Genomic DNA, 18,554 nt, shown 5'->3' on the forward strand with positions numbered 1-18,554 from the left:
GGGCTGAGCCCCGTGCAATACAGGACTCAGCCCTTGGCGGCCTAACTTACCCGTCCAACTTTACGGGGTCAGTTCACGGGGCGCCGTTTTTCATGGCAGCAAGACCTGGGAAATTCAGGCCGGCATCGAGAAGCGCTCGATCCACGCCGCCAGCCGGTCGGCCGCGAAGCTCTCGCTGCGCGGGCCCACGCGGCACACCACGGCCTCGCCGTCGCGCGCAAACTTCATTGCGCCGCCGGCCTCTTCCAGCCACAGCAGGCTCGCCAGCCAGGCGGCGTGCGACGCCGACACGGGCGAACCCACCGGCTGTGCCAGGAACTCGGCCAGCGTCGCCGGCGCGGTCCACACCAGGGTATCGCCGTCGCGGCGCACCACTTCGCTGCCGAGCGTGTCGGCGATCACCGCCGCGGCATCGGCAGCGCCCTTGCCGGCATGGGTGCCGCGCAGCTGCGCCAGGCGCGTGCCGACGGCATGGCCGAAGCTGCCGCTGCGCTCGGCCTCTGCGCGCACCAGGTCGGCGTAGTCCATGCGCTGCCAGTCCGGCTCGACGCTGCCCGCGCCGGCCAGGTCGACCGCCGCGAGGTAGGTCTCCACCGGCTGGAAACGGCCCGGCCCGATCAGGCTGGCACACAGCGCATGCACCATGCCGATGCGCGAGGCCACAGTCTGGGTCTGCAGCACGGACAGCTTTTCGCGCAGCAGCTGGTCGCGTTCCTTGCGCAGGCCGGCCAGTTCCAGCGCCTGCTTCAGCTCCATGCGCAGCGCGGTGATGTCCCACGGCTTCTTGATGTAGCGGTGGATCTGCCCCTGGTTGACCGCCTCGACGGTCTGGTCGAGCTCCGAATACGCGGTGGTCAGGATGCGCACGATATGCGGGTAGCGCTCGCGCGCGTAGCGCAGCAGTTCGTTGCCATATTCGCCCGGCATGCGCTGGTCCGACACCAGCACCGCCAGGCTGTCCGCGTGGGCGTCGAGCAAGGCCTTGCCCTCTTCAACGGAGCCGCCGGTGGCCACCGGCGCCAGCGCCCCGATGGCACGCTGGAAATACTTGACTGCAGTCGCTTCGTCATCGACGAACAGAATCGCCGGGGGTGGTGCCTGCGTGGCATTCGGTTCGGTCATCGGTCACTCCTATGCTTTCGACTCTTGAAACTTGGAAAGTCCAGCGTCACCGTCGTGCCGGCACCGGATGCGGATTCGATCCGGATGCCGCCGCCAAACGACTGCATGACGCGGTTGCAGAAAATCATGCCCAGGCCGCTGCCGCCGGCGCTGGCGTGGGTGGTGACAGGGTCGACCAGCAACCGCTCCATCACTTCCGGCGGAATCCCCGGCCCGTTGTCGCAGATGCGGATTTCCGGGCGCGGCTGCGCCACCACCACAAAGCGCAAGGCCGGCGTGCCGACGCTGCCCAGCGCCCGCAGCGCGTTGCTCATCACCGAGGAGAGCACCAGCGCCACGCAGTTGGGCAGCGTCTGCACCGGGAAATCGCCGTGCATCTCCACCTGCACCCAGTTGCGCTGGTCGCCTGCGAACGGGTAGCTGTCCAGCAGCGAAGTGACCAGCGTGCCGGCGCTGACCTCGGTGCCGGCATCGGGCCTCGCCGGCGTGCTGCCGGCACTGTTGCGCACCGACTGCAGGAACGACGACAGCACCGCCAGGCAATACTGGGCGTTGTCGTACATGGCGCTGGCCGCCTGGCCGATCTCGGCCTGGCGCTGCGCACTGTATTCGCCGGCGACACGCCCGCGGATGCCGTGGGCAAAGTTGGCGATGGCCGCCAGCGGGGTGTTCAGCTCGTGCGCCAGGAAGGCCAGGGTCTCGTCGATCGCCATCAGCCGGTGCTGGCGCAGGGTGCGCTCGCGGTGGCGCTCGGCGGCGCGTGCCAGCACCTCGCGCAGGTCGGCCACGCTCAGCGGCTTTTCCAGGATGCGGAAGACTTCGCCGCTGTTGACCGTTTCCAGCAGCACATCCTTGTCGGCATAGGCCGTGACCAGGATGCGCACGATCTGCGGGTATTCCTGCGCCACCTGGCGCAGCAGCTGGCCACCGTCGCGCCCGGGCATGCGGAAGTCAGTCACCAGCACCGCCACGCGGGCGGGGTCCGCGCGCAGCACCGCCAGGGCCTCGTCGGCGCCGTCTGCCACCAGCACCTCATAGTCGCCGCCGGCGGCTCGGGCGAAATACTTGCGCGCCATCTCCTCGTCGTCGACATAGAGGACGGCAAGCCGTGCCTGCTTCGCTTCGCTCATGGCTGGTTACTCCGCACGCGGCAGGTCGAAGCTGAACGCGGTCCACTGGCCCAGTTCGCTCTCGGCATACAGCTGCCCGCCGTGGCGTTCCACCACCGCGTAGCTGATCGACAGGCCCAGGCCAAGCCCCTGCCCCACCTCGCGCGTGGTGAAGAACGGCTCGAACACGCGCGCCAGGTTTTCCTGGGGGATGCCAGGGCCGTTGTCGCGCACCATGACGTGCAGGCGGTGGTTGTCCCAGCGGGCCGTGGTATGGATCGCCGGCGCGGCCGTGCCCGCCTTGCGCATGGCCAGCGCGGCATTCGAGAACAGGTTGATCAGCACGCCGATGATGGCCGCCTCGTCGCCCAGCACCAGGGTGTCGGCAGGCAGTTCGCGGCTGAGGCTGACCCCGCGCAGCTCATGCGCGGTCAGGCGGATCGACGAATCGAGCGCCTTCTCGAACAGGAACGGCGTGCCTTCCACCTCGGCGCCCGGCTTGCGGTAGGCAAAGGTCTTGAGGTCGGAGACGATATGCTGGATGCGCTGCATCCCCTGCTTGGCGTCGACCAGGCACTCTTCCAGCGAAGGGTTCTCCTTGGCCTGTGGCTCTTCCATCGCCACTTCGATCGCCATCAGGCAGAAGTTGACCGGGTTGTTCACCTCGTGCAGCAGCCCGGCCGCCAGCGTACCGATGGCGGCCATCTTCTCCTGCTGCAGCATCTGGCCCTTGATGTCGGCCAGCCGGCGGTTGATGTCGGCAAGCTCATCGTTCTTGTGCGCCAGCTCTTCCTTGAGCCGGATCAGGTGGAAGTGGCCGCGCTCGTTCATGAACGTGTAGACCGCGCTGGCCACGATCGAAAACATGATGAACAGCGAATTGACGGTGAAGTGCGCGCGCTGCGCCAGGCCATCGGGGTGGATCAGGCAGGCGCCGAGGTAGAGCAGGTAAGTGACCACGCCAAAGCCGATGGTCTGCCACAGGCCCATGGGCATGGCGATGCCGACCGCGAAGATGACCAGGTTCAGCCCGGCATAGTAGATGGACGAGGCGCCGTCGGTGGTGGCGATCATCCATGTGATCATCATCTGCGGCAGCAGCAGCCAGGCCAGCGTGAGCGGCTGCACGAAGCGCCGGCCGGCCTGGTTGGCCAGCAGCAGGAAGATCAGCCCGATCAGGACCGAGACCACCAGGCGGGCGACAAAGAACTGCAGCTGGTGGCTGGGATAGATCCCGTAGTCGAGCCCGACGCCGGCCATCACCAGCACGATGGCCGTCAGCGCGCCGGCCCGGCTCGAGACCAGGCGAAACTCGCGCAGGTCAGCCTCGTACGGGGAATACCTGCTCGCAGTCCGTTTCAGCATGGTGGTCAGGCCTTGGCCGGATCAGTCACGATCGCTTCCACAAACACGTTGACCCCGGTCGGGTCGACGTAGGTGCGGCCGTCGCGCGTATTGGCCGGCAGCAACGACTGCATGCCGGCCTCATCGCGATAGATCAGGTACCACTCCAGCATATGTTCCATGCTGTACCGTTCCGGGTTGTCGACGTGGACGTTGGTGGCCAGGATGCGCCCCTCGGGATGGGTGCGCGTGGAGAAATAGCTCAGCAGGCGCGCGCAGACGCGGTCGGACAGGTAGTCGAACAGGCCGGCGCAGTAGACCCCGTCGAACTCGCGCAGCGACGGATCGTGGTCGATCCGGCGCTTGAGCAGTTCATGCACCGAGTGGTGGACATATTCCACCTCGACCTTCGCATTGGCCTTGCGGCAGCTCTCTTCGATGCGCTCGCGCGCGTAGTCCAGCGTTTCCTGGCTGAAGTCGAGCAGCTGGAACGACAGCCAGTGCGGCTCGGGGTATTCGGTAATGAAGCGGTTGATCTCGACCGCCGGGCCGCAGCCCACGTTGAGCAGCCGGAACGGCTTGCCCGCGGCACGGGCCTGCTCGGCCATTCGCACCAGGAAATCGACCAGCAGGTCGATGCGGTTGCGGTGGGCAGCGGCCACGGACGACTGCAGGAAGGTTGCGTTGACGATCTGGAAGTAGGTGCTGGGGCCCTGGCGCGGATCCGACAGGATCTGGTTGACCATTTCGTAGTCGCCGGCATAGCCGAGCGGCTTGGTATAGGTCCGGAACACAAATGGTGAGCGCAGCAGCAAGGGATGCAGCGCCGCCTGCGTGAAGGTGCGGTGCATCACGGTGTCTTCTTCCGGCACGTGCGCGGCTTCGCCGTCGAGCCGCGCGGAATATTCGCGGATCTTCAGTGCGATCGGGGTGGCCAGCTCCTCGAACACGTCCATGCGCAGCGTATCGCCTTCCTTGGGCAGCGTGCTGGTCATGTCGACCTGCTCCACCCAGCGCGACACCTCGGACAGGAACGCGCGCATTTCATTGACCACGATCTGGTAGTCGGGCCGGATATTGAAGCGCTCATTCCAGTCCTGCACGAACCGCTGCGACTCGCGCGCGACCGATTTGGGCTCGTTGTCCAGGTTGCTCAGTTCCAGCCACTCGTCGATCAGCGTCAGCGACACCACCGCGGTCAGGCCGGTGTTCACCAGGCTCATGACCACGGCCTTGCCGAGGTAGGCATTCTTCGAGCCCATGCGGACGCTGAGTTCGCTCAGCACCTCGCTGACCTGCACGATCGAATACGGGTTGTAGATCTCCATCACCAGGGACTTTCTCTGGAGATTGACAATCGTGCCCCGCACCTGCTCGCCCTGCGAGTTGCGGAAACTAACTACCGGATCGATTTGCGTTTTGGAATACACGGTATTGCGCCAGGGAAAACCGAGAAACGCTGCGGGCCATACAGCCAGGGCAGAACGGCCGGGTACAGCATGAGGGGCGAGGAGGTCGCGGGGTGGCTACCGGTATCGGGACATGCAGCGAATGCTCATAGTGATGCGCTTTAGCCGGTTGCGGGCATGGCTGCCCCCGCCTTGGCAGGAGTAGCAATGCCACGATCAAGGAGGGATTGCCGCGGGCCATTGTACTGTGCCCGTCGGGGGTCGTACAACCAAGTGCCCTGGCAGGCGCCTGAATCATACCGGACAATAAAAAAGGCCGGCATTGCCGGCCCTGACTGCCTGCAAGCCCGGCGCAGCGGGCTGGCACGCTCAGTCCGCGCGCACGCCTTCCACCTGGATGGCAAGCTTGACCTCGGGCTTGAAGCCCATCTTCACGCCGTAGTCCAGGCCGAAGTCGGCACGGTTGAAATGGCCCACGGCGTCGGCGCCGCAGGCTTCGCGCTTGAGCATCGGGTGCTGGATGCACTTGAAGTCGCGGATTTCCAGCTTGACCGGTTTGGACACGCCGCGCAGCGTCAGCACGCCGTCAACCTCGGTCGGCACGTCGCCCTTGAACTTGGAGAACTTGCCCTTGTAGACGGCCTCGGGGAAGGCTTCCACGTCGAACATGTCCGGGCCCTTGGCGTGCTGGTTCAGCTTGGCATTGCCGAAATCGATCGAAGCCGGGTCGATCTTGACCTCGACCGAGCCCGCCTTGGCGGCACGGTCCAGCGTGACCACGCCGCTGGACTTGTCGAACTTGCCGCGCCAGGTCGACAGGCCGCCCAGGTGGTCAGCCTCGAAGCTCGGGTAGGTGTGGGTCGGATCGAGGTTGTACGTCACGGTATTGGCCGAAGCCACGCCGAAGGCGGCGGTTGCGGAAATGGCCGCGACAGCGGCAACGAGGGAACGCAGTTTCATGGAATCTCCCGACAAATCAGGTTGGGGCGGAACGTTCTCAGGAACGCCGATTGGGTACGTCAGCGGAATGCCGGCCTTGCTTGTTACTTCTTGGCCAGCACGATACGGAATTTGATCTGCACGTCGTCGGCCACCACGGAAGTGTCCTTCCACTCGCCGTCGCCGATATTGAAGACCGTGCGCTTGATCGGCAGCGCGCCCTCGAACACCTGCACGGCGCCTTCCTGGCGGTAGGTGGCGGGCACCACCACGTCAACGGTCTTGCCCTTGATGGTCAGCTTGCCGGCCACGTCGTACTTGCCCGGCGTGCCGTTCTTGATGCTGGTGGACTGGAACACGGCCTTGGGGTACTTGGCGGCGTCGAACCAGTCCTTGCCCTTCACTTCCTTGGTGGTCTCGGCGTCGCCGATCTCGAAGCTGGACACATCGATCTCGACCTTGGCCGACGAGGTCGCCAGCTTGGCCGGGTCGAAGCTGACCGCGGCATCGAACTTCCTGAACTTGCCCTCCATCGGCACGCCGATCTGGCGCGCGACCGCGGTCACCGAGCTCTTGGCGGCATCAACCTGCGCCCAGGCCAGGTTGGCGGCGATGCCGGAGGCGGCCAGGACGGCGGCGATGACGAGCGAGCCGCGGCGGGAATTGCGTTTCATCTCAAAAAACTCCTGTCAGGGTCGGCGCGACGCGCCGCGGTACGGAAAAAGTTGGCCGGGGCGGCGCCTCAGCGCAGGAACGGCAGCATCCGGCCCAGCGTGCCGTCGCGGTCGACGAACTGGTGCTTGACCGCCGCCGCCGCATGGACAACGACCACCGCCGCCATCAGGTAGTTCAGCCAGATATGGACAAACTTGAGTACTTCTTTCAGTTCGTCGTTCTTCTCCAGCAGCGCCGGCATCTTCCACAGGCCCAGGTAGACCACCGGCACGCCCGCGGCCGAGCTGTACAGGTAGCCGCTGATAGGAACGATCACGATCAGCAGGTACAGCAGGTGATGGGCGCCGGCCGCAGCCTTAGCCTGCCAGGCCGGGGTGCCGGGCGCTACCGGCGGTGCCGCATGGGTTGCACGCCACAGCACGCGCAGCACGGCAACCGCGAAGATCGTCACGCCCAGCCACTTGTGCCAGGAGTAGAGCTTGAGCTTGGTCGGCGTCAGCCCCGGAATGCCGGTCATGTACAGGCCGAGCCCGAACGCGGCGAAGATCGCCAGCGCAATGACCCAGTGCAAGGCGATCGCGGTGGCACCGTAGCCGGTGGGGGCGTTGGCGGTAGAACGCATCGGATTCCTCTCGCCCCGTGCAGGAGCGTTTCACAATTTTGGGGAAGGCACCGGCGGGGGCTGGCCCGCCCGTGCGCTTACGATTCTCGCATTATTGCGGCGGGCTGTGCGCCGGTGAAGGACAGTCCTTCATTAAGTTATTCAAATGCTTTGAAGTGACATTCTGTCGCAAGCGGCACAAAGCCGCAGTGACTTGCCCGCCGCGCTGCGCCAGAAAAGCAAAAAGCCATCCTCGCGGATGGCTTTTGCAGCACGTCGCCCCGGTTCAGGGGCGAAATGTGGCGTCAGATGCGCTCGGCCAGCACCACGGCCTTGCCGATGTAGCTGGCGGGCGTCATGTCCAGCAGCAGCTTCTTGGCGTCGTCGGGGATCGCCAGGCCGTTGATGAAGGTCTGCAGCGCCTCGCGCGAGATGCCCTTGCCGCGGGTCAGCTCCTTGAGCTGCTCGTACGGGTTGGGCACGCCGAAGCGGCGCATCACGGTCTGCACCGGCTCGGCCAGCACCTCCCAGCAGTTGTCCAGGTCTTCGTCCAGGCGCTCGGGGTTGGTTTCCAGCTTGCCCAGGCCGCGCAGGCAGGCCTCATAGGCCAGCAGGCTGTAGCCGAAGGCCACGCCGATATTGCGCAGCACGGTCGAATCGGTCAGGTCGCGCTGCCAGCGCGACAGCGGCAGCTTCTCGGACAAGTGGCGCAGCACGGCGTTGGCCAGGCCCAGGTTGCCTTCGGAGTTCTCGAAGTCGATCGGGTTGACCTTGTGCGGCATGGTCGACGAGCCGATTTCGCCGGCCTTGGTCTTCTGCTTGAAATAGCCCAGCGAGATATAGCCCCAGACGTCGCGGTTCAGGTCGAGCAGGATGGTGTTGGCGCGGGCAATCGCGTCGAACAGCTCGGCCATGTAGTCGTGCGGCTCGATCTGGATGGTGTAGGGGTTGAAGACCAGGCCCAGGCGGGTCTCGATCACCTGCTTCGAGAAGGCTTCCCAGTCGAAGCTCGGGTAGGCCGACAGGTGCGCGTTGTAGTTGCCCACCGCGCCGTTCATCTTGCCCAGCAGTTCGACCTGCTCGATGCGCTGGATCGCGCGCGCCAGGCGCGCGGCCACGTTGGCCATTTCCTTGCCCAGCGTGGTCGGGCTGGCCGGCTGGCCGTGGGTGCGCGACAGCATCGGCTGCGCGGCATTGAGCTTGGCCAGCTCGACCAGGCGGGCGTGCACGCGCTTGAGCGCCGGCACCACCACGCCTTCGCGGGCGCCCTTGAGCATCATGCCGTGCGAGGTGTTGTTGATGTCTTCCGAGGTGCAGGCGAAGTGGATGAACTCGCTGGCGGCTTCCAGCTCGGCGTTGCCCTTGACCTGTTCCTTGAGCCAGTACTCGACCGCCTTGACATCATGGTTGGTGACGGCTTCGATTTCCTTGATGCGGGCGGCGTCGGCCTCGCTGAACTTGTCCACCAGCCCCAGCAGCGCGGCCTCGGAGGCGGCCGAGAACTTGGGCATGTCGGGCAGGCCGGCCTGCGCCAGCGCGATCAGCCAGTGCACCTCGACCTTGACGCGGTTGCGCATGAACGCGGCCTCGGACAGCCATTCGCGCAGCGCATCGGCCTTGGCGGCGTAACGGCCATCGATCGGGGACAGGGCGGTGAGCGGCGAAAGCGAAGAGGAGGTCATGCTGGAAACCGGGAAAAAGGGAGGCAATGGAAGAAGGCGACGAACAAGAAGCGCCGCGGGGGCTGGCGCTGTCAGCGTTGGCGGCGGGAGGACCGGAAAAGCGACCTTATGCGGCCGGATGCGTCCAAAACGCCGCGCCGGCAGGCCCGCCGGCGCTGCGCAACGCGGGATTTTACCACCCCTGCCCCGGCTCCGGGCAGCGGTAAAGCGCCGCCGCGGGGCATCGGTGCGCAAGCCCGCATTCGCCATGCACCACGGGTATACTCGCGCACGCCGTTCCAGTAGCCTGTTATGAAGTGCATCGGGCAAGCCGCGCGCCCCACCGCCGCTGCCACAGAGCGACGATGCACTTCATAACAAGCTCAAGGGGAGAATATGAAGCTGTATGCATCCCGGACCAGTCCCTACGCGCGCAAGGTGCGTGTGGTGATGGCGGAGAAAAAGATCGAGTGCCAGCTCATCGAAGAGGATGTCTGGTCGCCCGAGACCAGGATCGGCCAGTTCAACCCGCTCGGCAAAGTGCCTTGCCTGGTCATGGAAGACGGCGGCGCAATCTTCGATTCGCGCGTGATCGTCGAATATGTCGACACCTTGACGCCGGTCAGCCGTTTGATCCCGCAGGGCGGGCGCGAGCGCCTGGAAGTCCGTTGCTGGGAGGCGCTGGCCGACGGCCTGCTCGACGCAGCGCTGCTGGTGCGCCTGGAGGCAACCCAGCGCGAGCCGCATGAGCGCAGCGAGCGCTGGGTGCAGCGCCAGCGCGGCAAGATCGACGCGGCGCTGGTGGCCATGGCGCACGGCCTGGCCGACCGCCCCTTCTGCACCGGCACGCACTACTCGCTGGCCGACGTGGCGGTGGGCTGCGCGCTGTCCTACCTGGACTTCCGCTTCCCCGAGATCGCCTGGCGCGAGCGCCATCCCAACCTGGCGGCGCTGGAGGAAAAGCTGTCCAAGCGCCAGTCGTTTATCGATACGGAACCGCCGCGCGGCTGACCCACGGCGGCCGACAAGAAAACACCCGCCTCGAGCGGGTGTTTTTTCGTGCAGCGGCAGCGCTTACTGGATGATGCCGCCGCCCAGGCAGATGTCGCCGTCATACAGCACCGCCGACTGGCCGGGCGTGACCGCCCATTGCGCCTCGGCAAACCGGAGCGTCAGCGCGTCGCCGGCCACCGCCTGCACCGTGCAGGCCGCATCGCTCTGGCGGTAGCGCGTCTTGGCCGCCATCGCCGCGCCCGCGGCGGGCGGCTCGCCGGCCACCCAGGACAGGTCCGACGCGGTCAGCACCGGCGTCAGCAGCCACGGGTGGTCGTGGCCCTGCACCACGTAAAGCGTATTGTTCGCCATATCCTTGCGCGCCACGTACCAGGCGTCGCCGTTGCCGTCGCGGCTGCCGCCCAGGCCGATGCCCTTGCGCTGGCCCAGCGTGTAGAAGGCCAGGCCGATATGCTCGCCCACGATCTTGCCCTCGGGCGTCTTCATCGGGCCCGGCTTGGTCGGCAGGTAGCGGTTCAGGAAATCGCGGAACGGGCGCTCGCCGATAAAGCAGATGCCGGTGGAGTCCTTCTTCTTCGCGTTCGGCAGACCGATCTCGGCGGCGATCTCGCGCACGCGCGTCTTGGGGATCTCGCCCAGCGGGAACAGCGTGCGCGACAGCTGCGCCTGGTTCAGCCGGTGCAGGAAGTAGCTCTGGTCCTTGGTATGGTCGAGCGCCTTGAGCAGCTCGAACCGGCCGGCCGCGTTCTGCCGCACACGCGCATAGTGGCCGGTGGCGATGGTTTCCGCGCCCAGCGACATGGCATGGTCGAGGAAGGCCTTGAACTTGATCTCGGCATTGCACAACACGTCGGGGTTGGGCGTGCGCCCGGCGGAGTATTCGCGCAGGAAGTCGGCAAAGACCCGGTCCTTGTACTCGGCGGCAAAGTTGACCGCCTCCACGTCGACGCCGATCAGGTCGGCCACCGAGACCACGTCCAGCCAGTCCTGGCGCGTTGAGCAGTACTCGCTGTCGTCATCGTCCTCCCAGTTCTTCATGAACAGGCCGATGACCTCGTAGCCCTGCTGCTTGAGCAGCCACGCGGTGACCGACGAATCGACCCCGCCCGACATGCCCACCACGACACGTTTTCCGGCACCACTCACGGCTGCGCTCCCAGCGGGACGGCCGCGGCCAGCGCCGACGGGTGCGTGTACAAGGCGTCCAGCGCAAAGCGCTTGCCGGCCAGGTAGTCGTTGACACAGGCCATCACCAGCGGCGTACGGTGACGCTCCGTGCAGGCGCGCAGTTCTTCCGCGCTCATCCAGACCGTGCGCACGATGCCGGTGTCGAGCTGGCGGCCCGCATCGAGCGAGCCCAGGTCGCCGGTAAAAGCGAAGCGCACATAGGTCACATCGGTGCCGGTGCGCGACGACAGCGAACGGCCCATGTAGCAACCCAGCAGCGCGCGCGGCTCAAAGGTGTGCGCGGTCTCTTCCAGGGTTTCGCGGATCACGGCGCGGATCAGGCTCTCGCCCGGGTCCAGGTGCCCGGCGGGCTGGTTCAGGCGCAGCCCGTCGGCGGTTTCCTCTTCGACCAGCAGGAAGCGTCCGCCGCGCTCGATCACGGCGGCAACGGTCACGCTGGCATTCCAGTCACTTGACATGATGCTCAATTTTTAGGCAATCCCGCATTCTACCGGTTGCGGGCCCATCGTGCAGCGCTGCCGGCCCGCCACGGCCCCCGGCCGGTGAGCTCGGCTGGTGCTGGAATGGCGGCTGCAACGCCCTCTTTGGCGGTCGCCGCAAAAGCCGACCGGCCGGTCACCATTGAACGTCAGATTCCTGTAAGCTGCGAAAAAATTGTTGCGCTGCGGCTTAAGCCTGCGGCGCGCACGGGCCAGACGTCGGTCCGCCCAACCACACAAGACGCCAGCTAAAGGAGAAATTGACGATGTACATCGGCATCCCGCAGGAGACGCGGGCCGGCGAGACTCGCGTCGCCGCCACCCCGGAGACAGTCAAGAAGTACGTCGCCCAGGGCCACAAGGTGGTCGTGCAGGCCGGCGCCGGCGTAAGCGCCAGCCAGCCCGACGGCGCGTATGAGGCGGTCGGCGCCACCATCGGTACCGCCGCCGAAGCTCTGGGCGCCCAGCTGGTGCTCAAGGTGCGCGCACCGGACGCCGCCGAACTGGCGCAGATGAAGCCGGGCGCCGTGCTGATCGGCATGCTCAATCCCTTCGACGCCGAGAACAACGCGCGCATGTCCGCCGCGAACATCACCGCCTTTGCCCTGGAAGCCGCGCCGCGCACCACGCGCGCGCAGAGCATGGACGTGCTGTCGTCGCAGGCCAACATCGCCGGCTACAAGGCCGTGCTGGTGGCCGCGCACCACTACCAGCGCTTCATGCCGATGCTGATGACCGCCGCCGGCACCGTCAAGGCCGCGCGCGTGCTGATTTTGGGCGCGGGCGTCGCCGGCCTGCAGGCCATCGCCACGGCCAAGCGGCTGGGCGCGGTGATCGAGGCCTCCGATGTGCGCCCCGCGGTCAAGGAGCAGATCGAATCGCTCGGCGCCAAGTTCCTCGACGTGCCCTTCCTCACCGATGAAGAGCGCGAGATCGCCCAGGGCGTGGGCGGCTATGCCCGCCCGATGCCGCCGGACTGGATGAAGCGCCAGGCCGAGCTGGTGCACCAGCGCGCGGTCCAGGCCGACATCGTCATCACCACCGCACTGATCCCGGGCCGCAAGGCGCCGGTGCTGCTGCAGGAAACCACCGTGGCGCAGATGAAACCCGGCTCGGTGGTGGTGGACCTGGCTGCGGCACAGGGCGGCAACTGCCCGCTGACAGTGGCTGACGAAGTGGTCAACCACAACGGCGTCATCATCATCGGCCACACCAACCTGGCCAGCATGGTCGCGGCCGACGCCTCGGCGCTCTATGCCCGCAACGTGCTGGACTTCCTCAAGCTGGTCGTCGACAAGGACGGCCAGTTCACGCTGAACCTTGAAGACGACATCGTCGCGGCCTGCCTGATGTGCAGGGACGGCAAGGTCGTGCGAGAGGCGGCGTAATTTCCACGGGCGCCGTGCGCCCACTGCTTTTGCATCAAATATAAGGACGTATCACCCATGCAACGCATCATGCTCCGCGCCAAGCTCCACCGCGTCACCGTGACGCAGGCGGACCTCAACTACGAGGGTTCGTGCGGCATCGACCAGGACCTGCTGGACGCTGCCGACATGAAGGAGTTCGAGAAGATCGAGCTGTACAACGTGAACAACGGCGAGCGCTTCTCCACCTACATCATCAAGGGCGAGCGCGGCAGCGGCGAGATCTCGCTGAACGGCGCCGCGGCCCGCCGCGCGCACCTGGGCGACCAGCTGATCATCTGTACCTACGCGCCGATGAGCGACGAGGAAATCGCCGCCTACAAGCCCAAGGTCATCCTGGTGAACGAGAAGAACGGCATCAAGGAAATCAAGAAGTTCTGAGGGTTTGCTCCCCACCCCTCTGCCGCAGGCGGGAGAGGGGTCGCGCAGCTGGTCGCCTAGAGCCATGACCCGCACAGAGGTCTGTCGGCCTGCCTGCGCGGCAGCATCCCGGTCGTTCGCAATACAGCAAAAGACAAGCGGCATCCCGGATTCAAAGCAACGGAGGAGAAGTCGATGGAGATGGTGAACCACACGGTGATCAACCTGATCATCTTCGTGCTGGCAATCTACGTGGGTTACCACGTGGTCTGGACGGTAACGCCAGCCCTGCATACGCCCCTGATGGCGGTGACCAATGCGATCTCGGCGATCATCATCGTCGGCGCCATGCTCGCCGCGGGCCTGACCGAAGGCGGGGTCGGGCGCGTGATGGGCACGCTGGCGGTGGCGTTGGCCGCGGTCAATGTGTTCGGCGGCTTCCTGGTCACCCAGCGCATGCTGGAGATGTTCAAGAAGAAGGAACCGAAGGCCAAGGCGTCTGAGGCCAAGCCGGCGCTGGCCAGGGAGGGTGCGTGATGACTGGTCTTGTCAGCATGAACCTCGTCACCCTGCTCTACCTGGTGGCCTCGGTCTGCTTTATCCAGGCGCTCAAGGGCCTGTCGCACCCGGCCTCGGCGCGCAAGGGCAATGCCTTCGGCATGATCGGCATGGCCATTGCCGTGGTGACCACGCTGGTCCTGATCATCAAGCTGAAGAATGAATTCCTCGCGGCGGGCACGGCCCAGTCGTCGGTGGGCACGGGCCTGGCGCTGATCTTCGCCGCGCTCGTGGTCGGCGGCGGCATCGGCGCCTACGTGGCGAAGAAAGTGCAGATGACCAAGATGCCCGAGCTGGTCGCGGCGATGCACTCGCTGATCGGCCTGGCCGCGGTCTTCATTGCGGTGGCGGCGGTGGCCGAGCCGGCGGCATTCGGCATCAGCCCGGCAGGCTCGCACCTGATCCCGCTGGGCAACCGCATCGAGCTCTTCATCGGCTGCTTCGTCGGCGCGATTACGTTCTCGGGCTCGGTGATCGCCTTCGGCAAGCTGGCCGGGCGCTACAAGTTCCGCCTGTTCCAGGGCGCGCCGGTGGTGTTTGCCGGCCAGCACTGGCTGAACCTGCTGCTGGCGGTGGCAATGGTGGGCTTCGGCGTCATCTTCTTCCTGTCGCAGGACTGGCTGCCGTTCCTGATCATGCTGGCGATCGCCTTCGTGCTGGGCGTGCTGATCATCATCCCGATCGGCGGCGCCGACATGCCGGTGGTGGTGTCGATGCTGAACTCGTACTCGGGCTGGGCAGCGGCGGGCATCGGCTTCTCGCTGAACAACCCGATGCTGATCATCGCGGGCTCGCTGGTGGGCTCCTCCGGTGCGATCCTGTCGTACATCATGTGCAAGGCGATGAACCGGTCGTTCTTCAACGTGCTGCTGGGCGGTTTCGGCGGCGCGACCGCGGCGGCGGCAACGGGCGACCAGCAGCAGCGCCCGGTCAAGTCGGGTTCCGCCGACGATGCCGCGTTCCTGATGGGCAACGCCGAGACCGTGATCATCGTGCCGGGCTATGGCCTGGCCGTGGCGCGCGCCCAACACGCGCTCAAGGAACTGACCGAGAAGCTGGCCGAGAAGGGCGTGACCGTGAAGTACGCGATCCACCCGGTGGCGGGCCGCATGCCGGGCCATATGAACGTGCTGCTGGCCGAGGCCGAAGTGCCGTACGACCAGGTCTTCGAGATGGAAGACATCAACAGCGAGTTCGGCCAGGCCGACGTGGTGCTGGTGCTGGGCGCCAACGACGTGGTCAACCCGGCGGCCAAGAACGACCCCCAGTCGCCGATTGCCGGCATGCCGATCCTGGAGGCTTACAAGGCCAAGACCATCATCGTCAACAAGCGCTCCATGGCGGCCGGCTACGCCGGGCTGGACAACGAGCTGTTCTACATGGACAAGACCATGATGGTGTTCGGCGACGCCAAGAAGGTGGTCGAGGACATGTTCAAGGCGGTCGACTAAGGCCGTCAGCGCGCCGCGCGCAGGCCCGGGCCATCCCGGGTCCTGCCGCGGGCGCTTCCCCAGCCCGGCGCCCGCCGGGCTCCTCCCGCCGCCGGCCCTGGCTGCAAGGCGTGCCTTGCAAGGCAGCCGTGGCGCGCTATACTGGCCTGCGAATGCGCACACTGGCTTGCCGCTTGCGCCACGCCCGTGCCGAACCACTGCGCCGAACCCCTGCCCGCCGCTCCATGACCTTCAACCCGCACGACAGGAACCTGTCGGTCTTCCATCACCCGGTCCTGACCGTCCTGGTCGATGACAGCAAGTCGTTCATCGACAGCCTGGCGTTCCAGATGGATGCCTCGCGCGCGGTGATCACCTTCACCGACCCGCGTGAAGCGCTGCAATGGATCCGCGAGGCCTATGCCACCCGCTTCCCGGGCTTCCTGCCGGTGCGCGTGACGCACGACGACCTGACCTTCCTGACCGAGCGGCGCACCGTGCAGCTCGACATCGACCGCATCTACCGCCAGATCCACGACTTCAAGCGCTTCCTGCAGCCGGGCGTGGTGGTGGTCGACTATTCGATGCCGCAGATGGACGGGCTGGAATTCTGCCAGGCGCTGCAGGACCTGCCCTGCAAGACCATCCTGCTGACCGGCACCGCCGACGAGAGCATCGCCGTGCAGGGCTTCAACCACGGGCTGATCGACCGCTACGTGAAGAAGCATGAAAGCAATATGGTCGAGCGGCTGGACCAGGAAATCGAGGCCATGCAGCAGGCGTACTTCGCCACGCTGTCGCGCACGCTGCGCGAGCTGCTGACGCGGCATTCGTTCTCGTTCCTGTCCGATCCGGCCATCACCGAGCGCGTGCGCCAGCTGATCGCGCGCTATGGTTTTGTCGAGTACTACCTGTACCCCAACCCGGCCGGCATCCTGCTGCTGACCGCGCAGGGCCACGCCACGCTGATGGTGATCGAGACCCGCGCCGGGCTGATGAGCCAGGTGGAATCGGCCGAGGCCTACGACGCCCCGGCGGCACTGATCGAAGGCCTGCGCGAAGGCCGGCTGGTGCCGTTCTTCTGGCCCGGCAACGGCATGTACACGCCGGCGTGCGTGGATTGGGAACAATACTGCCTGCCGGCCGAGCGCTGCGAAGGCAATGAAGAATTCATCTACGCGCTGTTCGACCTGCCGCGCCACCTGCTGCAGGAGCCGGTGGTCAGCCTGCAGGGCTTCCTGGCGGACTTCAGCCGCAATCCTGACGCACTGACGGGGCGCAAGCGCCCCTGACCCGGCGGCCCGGCGCCGTCAGTCAGCCTGCGGCGCCCGGTTGGCGCCGCGCACCATGTCGAAGCGGAACAGCCGGCACTCGATATTGCCGTTGTAGAGCGGCGTGCGGCGCGACTCCTTGAGCCGCAGCCGGCGCGGGAAGCCCATGTCGCCGGTAAACACCCACGCCTGCCAGCCCGCGAAATGCTGCTTGAGCGTGGCGGCGAAGGCACTGGCGAACTGGTTGGCGGCGGCCTCCTCCACCTCGTCGCGCGGCATCTCTTCCTCTGGCAGGCGGCGCTGGCCGCGCACCGCGATGCGCTCGCCGTACGGGGGATTCATCAACAGCAAACCCGGCTCATCAAAAGGCGGCTGCACGAAGCGCGCATCCACCTGCTTGGTGCGCGCCTCGCCCGGCAGGCCGGCACGCTCCCAGTTGGCGCGCGTGATGGCCAGCATGTCGGTGGAGATGTCCGAACCCACCACCTGCAGCTCATCGGCCGAGGCCAGCATGCGGGCGCGCTGCGCGTCCGACTTCAGCTTCTGCCAGGCCTTGGTGTCCATGCCCTTGAGCCATTCGAAGGCAAAGCTGCGGCTGCCGCCCGGCGCGATGCCCAGCGCTACCTGCGCGGCCTCGATCAGGAAGGTGCCGCTGCCGCACATCGGGTCGTAGAAGGGCCGGAAGGTCTGGCCCGGCACCCAGCCCGCCAGGCGCAGAATGCCGGCGGCCAGGTTTTCCTTCAGCGGCGCCTCGCCCTTCTCGGTGCGCCAGCCGCGCTTGAACAGGGGCTCGCCGGTGGTGTCGAGGTACAGCGTGCAGTCACGCTCGGTCAGGTGGGCATAGATACGCACATCCGGGCTGGCGGTATCGACGCTCGGGCGCGCACCCACGCGCTCGCGCAGGGCATCGCAGACCCCGTCCTTGACGCGCAGCGCGGTGAAATTCAGGCTGCGCAGCGGCGACTTGTGCGAGGTGATGTCCACGCGCAGCGATTCATCGGGCGAAAACCACTGCTCCCAGCGCACGCCGCGTGCCAGCGTATAGATGTCGTCCTCATGCCGGTAGCCGCGCGCGGCCACGCGCATCAGCACCCGGCTGGCAATGCGCGAATGCAGGTTGACCGCATAGGCGGCGGCCATCTCGCCCGAGAAATTGACGCCGCCCGGCACCTCCTGGTGCACCGTGAACGGCGCCAGCGCGGCCATGCCCGGCATCGCGGCGATCTCGCGCAGTTCTTCGGCGAGCGCGCTCTCCAGGCCGCGCGGGCAAGGGGCAAAGAAGGCTTGGGTCATGTGTTGGGTTTCCTGCAAACAAAAACGTCCGCCGTAGCGGACGGGGATCTATCCGAAGCTTAGCTCAAGCCGCCGCCAGGGCGCGCTCGAGGAAATCCAGCCGGTCCTGGCCCCAGAAGGGCTGGCCGTCATGGACGTACCACGGCGCGCCGAACACGCCGGCCGAAATCGCGTCCTGGGTGTTCTGCGCATAGGCGGCCTGCACCGACTGCGCCTCGCTGGCCTTGAGCAGGCTGGCGCCGTCCAGGCCGGCCTCGTCGGCGATCTGCGCCAGCGTGGCGGCATCGGCGATATTGCGCTGCTGCGCCCACACTGCCGCGCCGATGGCGCCGGTCAGCTGCATCGCGCGGGCGGTGCCGTGCGCCAGCTGCGCCGCGATGATCAGCTTGCTGGCCGCGTCGCCCGATACCGGGAAGAACGTCGGCTGCGGATGCAGCGGCAGGCCCAGGAATTCGCTCCAGCGCGCCAGCTCCACCAGGCGGTAGGCCTGGCGCTGGGGCGGGCGCTGCGACAGCGGCAGCCCGCCGGAGACGGAAAACACCTTGCCCAGGTCGCACGGCTTCAGGTTCACCTGCGCGCCATGGCGCTCGGCGATGGCGGCAAAGCGCGCATGGCCCAGGTAGACGTACGGCGACTGCGGCGTCAGGTAATAGTCAACCAGCTTGCTCATTTCG

At 66.4% G+C, this 18,554-nt stretch carries 18 protein-coding genes; 6 read left to right on the plus strand and 12 right to left on the minus strand.

All coding sequences use genetic code 11. The annotated features are described in order from the left end of the window. Positions 1-114: 114 nt before the first annotated feature. From AC3WVS_RS21380 to purB, 8 genes are all read right to left on the minus strand, one after another. The gene (locus AC3WVS_RS21380; protein ID WP_492320267.1) at positions 115-1,122 is read right to left on the minus strand and encodes a response regulator; all 1,008 of its coding nucleotides are present in this window, start codon (positions 1,120-1,122) and stop codon (positions 115-117) included. Then, complete coding sequence (locus AC3WVS_RS21385; RefSeq protein WP_492320268.1) at positions 1,119-2,252, minus strand: ATP-binding protein; 1,134 nt, start codon at positions 2,250-2,252, stop codon at positions 1,119-1,121. Before AC3WVS_RS21385 ends, AC3WVS_RS21380 begins: the two co-directional genes overlap by 4 nt. A 6-nt stretch (positions 2,253-2,258) precedes the next feature. Further along, positions 2,259-3,596, minus strand: a complete 1,338-nt coding sequence (locus tag AC3WVS_RS21390) for a sensor histidine kinase (RefSeq protein ID WP_035817222.1) — start codon at positions 3,594-3,596, stop codon at positions 2,259-2,261. Between the two features lie 5 nt (positions 3,597-3,601). Next, a complete protein-coding gene (locus AC3WVS_RS21395) occupies positions 3,602-5,005 on the minus strand; it encodes a class I SAM-dependent methyltransferase (protein ID WP_492320269.1) in 1,404 nt (467 codons plus the stop codon). A gap of 348 nt (positions 5,006-5,353) precedes the next feature. Beyond that, positions 5,354-5,944 carry a YceI family protein gene (locus tag AC3WVS_RS21400; RefSeq protein ID WP_492320270.1) on the minus strand — a complete coding sequence of 197 codons (591 nt, stop codon included), beginning with the start codon at positions 5,942-5,944 and terminating at the stop codon, positions 5,354-5,356. Positions 5,945-6,027: 83 nt separating this feature from the next. Next, positions 6,028-6,597 carry a YceI family protein gene (locus tag AC3WVS_RS21405; RefSeq protein WP_010815070.1) on the minus strand — a complete coding sequence of 190 codons (570 nt, stop codon included), beginning with the start codon at positions 6,595-6,597 and terminating at the stop codon, positions 6,028-6,030. Positions 6,598-6,665: 68 nt separating this feature from the next. Then, entirely contained in the window at positions 6,666-7,220 is a 555-nt protein-coding gene (locus AC3WVS_RS21410; protein WP_035817219.1) for a cytochrome b, read from the minus strand. 284 nt (positions 7,221-7,504) lie between these two features. Then, positions 7,505-8,881, minus strand: a complete 1,377-nt coding sequence (gene purB, locus AC3WVS_RS21415) for an adenylosuccinate lyase (RefSeq protein WP_492320271.1) — start codon at positions 8,879-8,881, stop codon at positions 7,505-7,507. Between the two features lie 375 nt (positions 8,882-9,256). Between purB and AC3WVS_RS21420 the strand changes: the two genes are divergently transcribed. After that, the gene (locus AC3WVS_RS21420) at positions 9,257-9,871 is read left to right on the plus strand and encodes a glutathione S-transferase C-terminal domain-containing protein (protein ID WP_010815073.1); all 615 of its coding nucleotides are present in this window, start codon (positions 9,257-9,259) and stop codon (positions 9,869-9,871) included. A gap of 63 nt (positions 9,872-9,934) precedes the next feature. On the opposite strand, the gene mnmA is transcribed toward AC3WVS_RS21420, so the two are convergent. Both mnmA and AC3WVS_RS21430 read right to left on the minus strand, forming a co-directional pair. Beyond that, entirely contained in the window at positions 9,935-11,020 is a 1,086-nt protein-coding gene (mnmA, locus tag AC3WVS_RS21425; RefSeq protein WP_492320272.1) for a tRNA 2-thiouridine(34) synthase MnmA, read from the minus strand. Further along, a complete protein-coding gene (locus AC3WVS_RS21430; protein WP_037023515.1) occupies positions 11,017-11,520 on the minus strand; it encodes an NUDIX hydrolase in 504 nt (167 codons plus the stop codon). Before AC3WVS_RS21430 ends, mnmA begins: the two co-directional genes overlap by 4 nt. Before the next feature lie 287 nt (positions 11,521-11,807). Here AC3WVS_RS21430 and AC3WVS_RS21435 point away from each other — a divergent pair, with 287 nt between their 5' ends. The 5 genes from AC3WVS_RS21435 (at position 11,808) to AC3WVS_RS21455 (ending at position 16,608) form a co-directional block, all read left to right on the plus strand. Next, positions 11,808-12,929 (plus strand): Re/Si-specific NAD(P)(+) transhydrogenase subunit alpha, encoded by a 1,122-nt coding sequence (locus AC3WVS_RS21435; RefSeq protein ID WP_492320273.1) that lies wholly within the window; start codon positions 11,808-11,810, stop codon positions 12,927-12,929. A gap of 57 nt (positions 12,930-12,986) precedes the next feature. Further along, positions 12,987-13,349 (plus strand): aspartate 1-decarboxylase, encoded by a 363-nt coding sequence (gene panD, locus AC3WVS_RS21440; protein WP_010815077.1) that lies wholly within the window; start codon positions 12,987-12,989, stop codon positions 13,347-13,349. A 174-nt stretch (positions 13,350-13,523) separates the two neighbouring features. After that, positions 13,524-13,865: an NAD(P) transhydrogenase subunit alpha part 2 gene (locus AC3WVS_RS21445; protein ID WP_492320274.1), complete on the plus strand. Its 342-nt coding sequence runs from the start codon at positions 13,524-13,526 to the stop codon at positions 13,863-13,865. Further along, positions 13,865-15,337, plus strand: a complete 1,473-nt coding sequence (locus AC3WVS_RS21450; protein ID WP_010813223.1) for an NAD(P)(+) transhydrogenase (Re/Si-specific) subunit beta — start codon at positions 13,865-13,867, stop codon at positions 15,335-15,337. Before AC3WVS_RS21445 ends, AC3WVS_RS21450 begins: the two co-directional genes overlap by 1 nt. A 224-nt stretch (positions 15,338-15,561) precedes the next feature. Beyond that, a complete protein-coding gene (locus AC3WVS_RS21455; RefSeq protein ID WP_010813222.1) occupies positions 15,562-16,608 on the plus strand; it encodes a response regulator in 1,047 nt (348 codons plus the stop codon). 18 nt (positions 16,609-16,626) lie between these two features. Here AC3WVS_RS21455 and AC3WVS_RS21460 read toward each other — a convergent pair whose 3' ends face one another. After that, positions 16,627-17,880 carry a THUMP domain-containing class I SAM-dependent RNA methyltransferase gene (locus AC3WVS_RS21460; RefSeq protein WP_492320275.1) on the minus strand — a complete coding sequence of 418 codons (1,254 nt, stop codon included), beginning with the start codon at positions 17,878-17,880 and terminating at the stop codon, positions 16,627-16,629. 64 nt (positions 17,881-17,944) lie between these two features. Then, positions 17,945-18,550 (minus strand): 2-hydroxychromene-2-carboxylate isomerase, encoded by a 606-nt coding sequence (locus AC3WVS_RS21465; protein WP_492320276.1) that lies wholly within the window; start codon positions 18,548-18,550, stop codon positions 17,945-17,947. Positions 18,551-18,554 lie beyond the last annotated feature (4 nt).

The sequence above is a fragment of the Cupriavidus sp. CPT47-8839-RL05A genome (assembly GCF_058792255.1).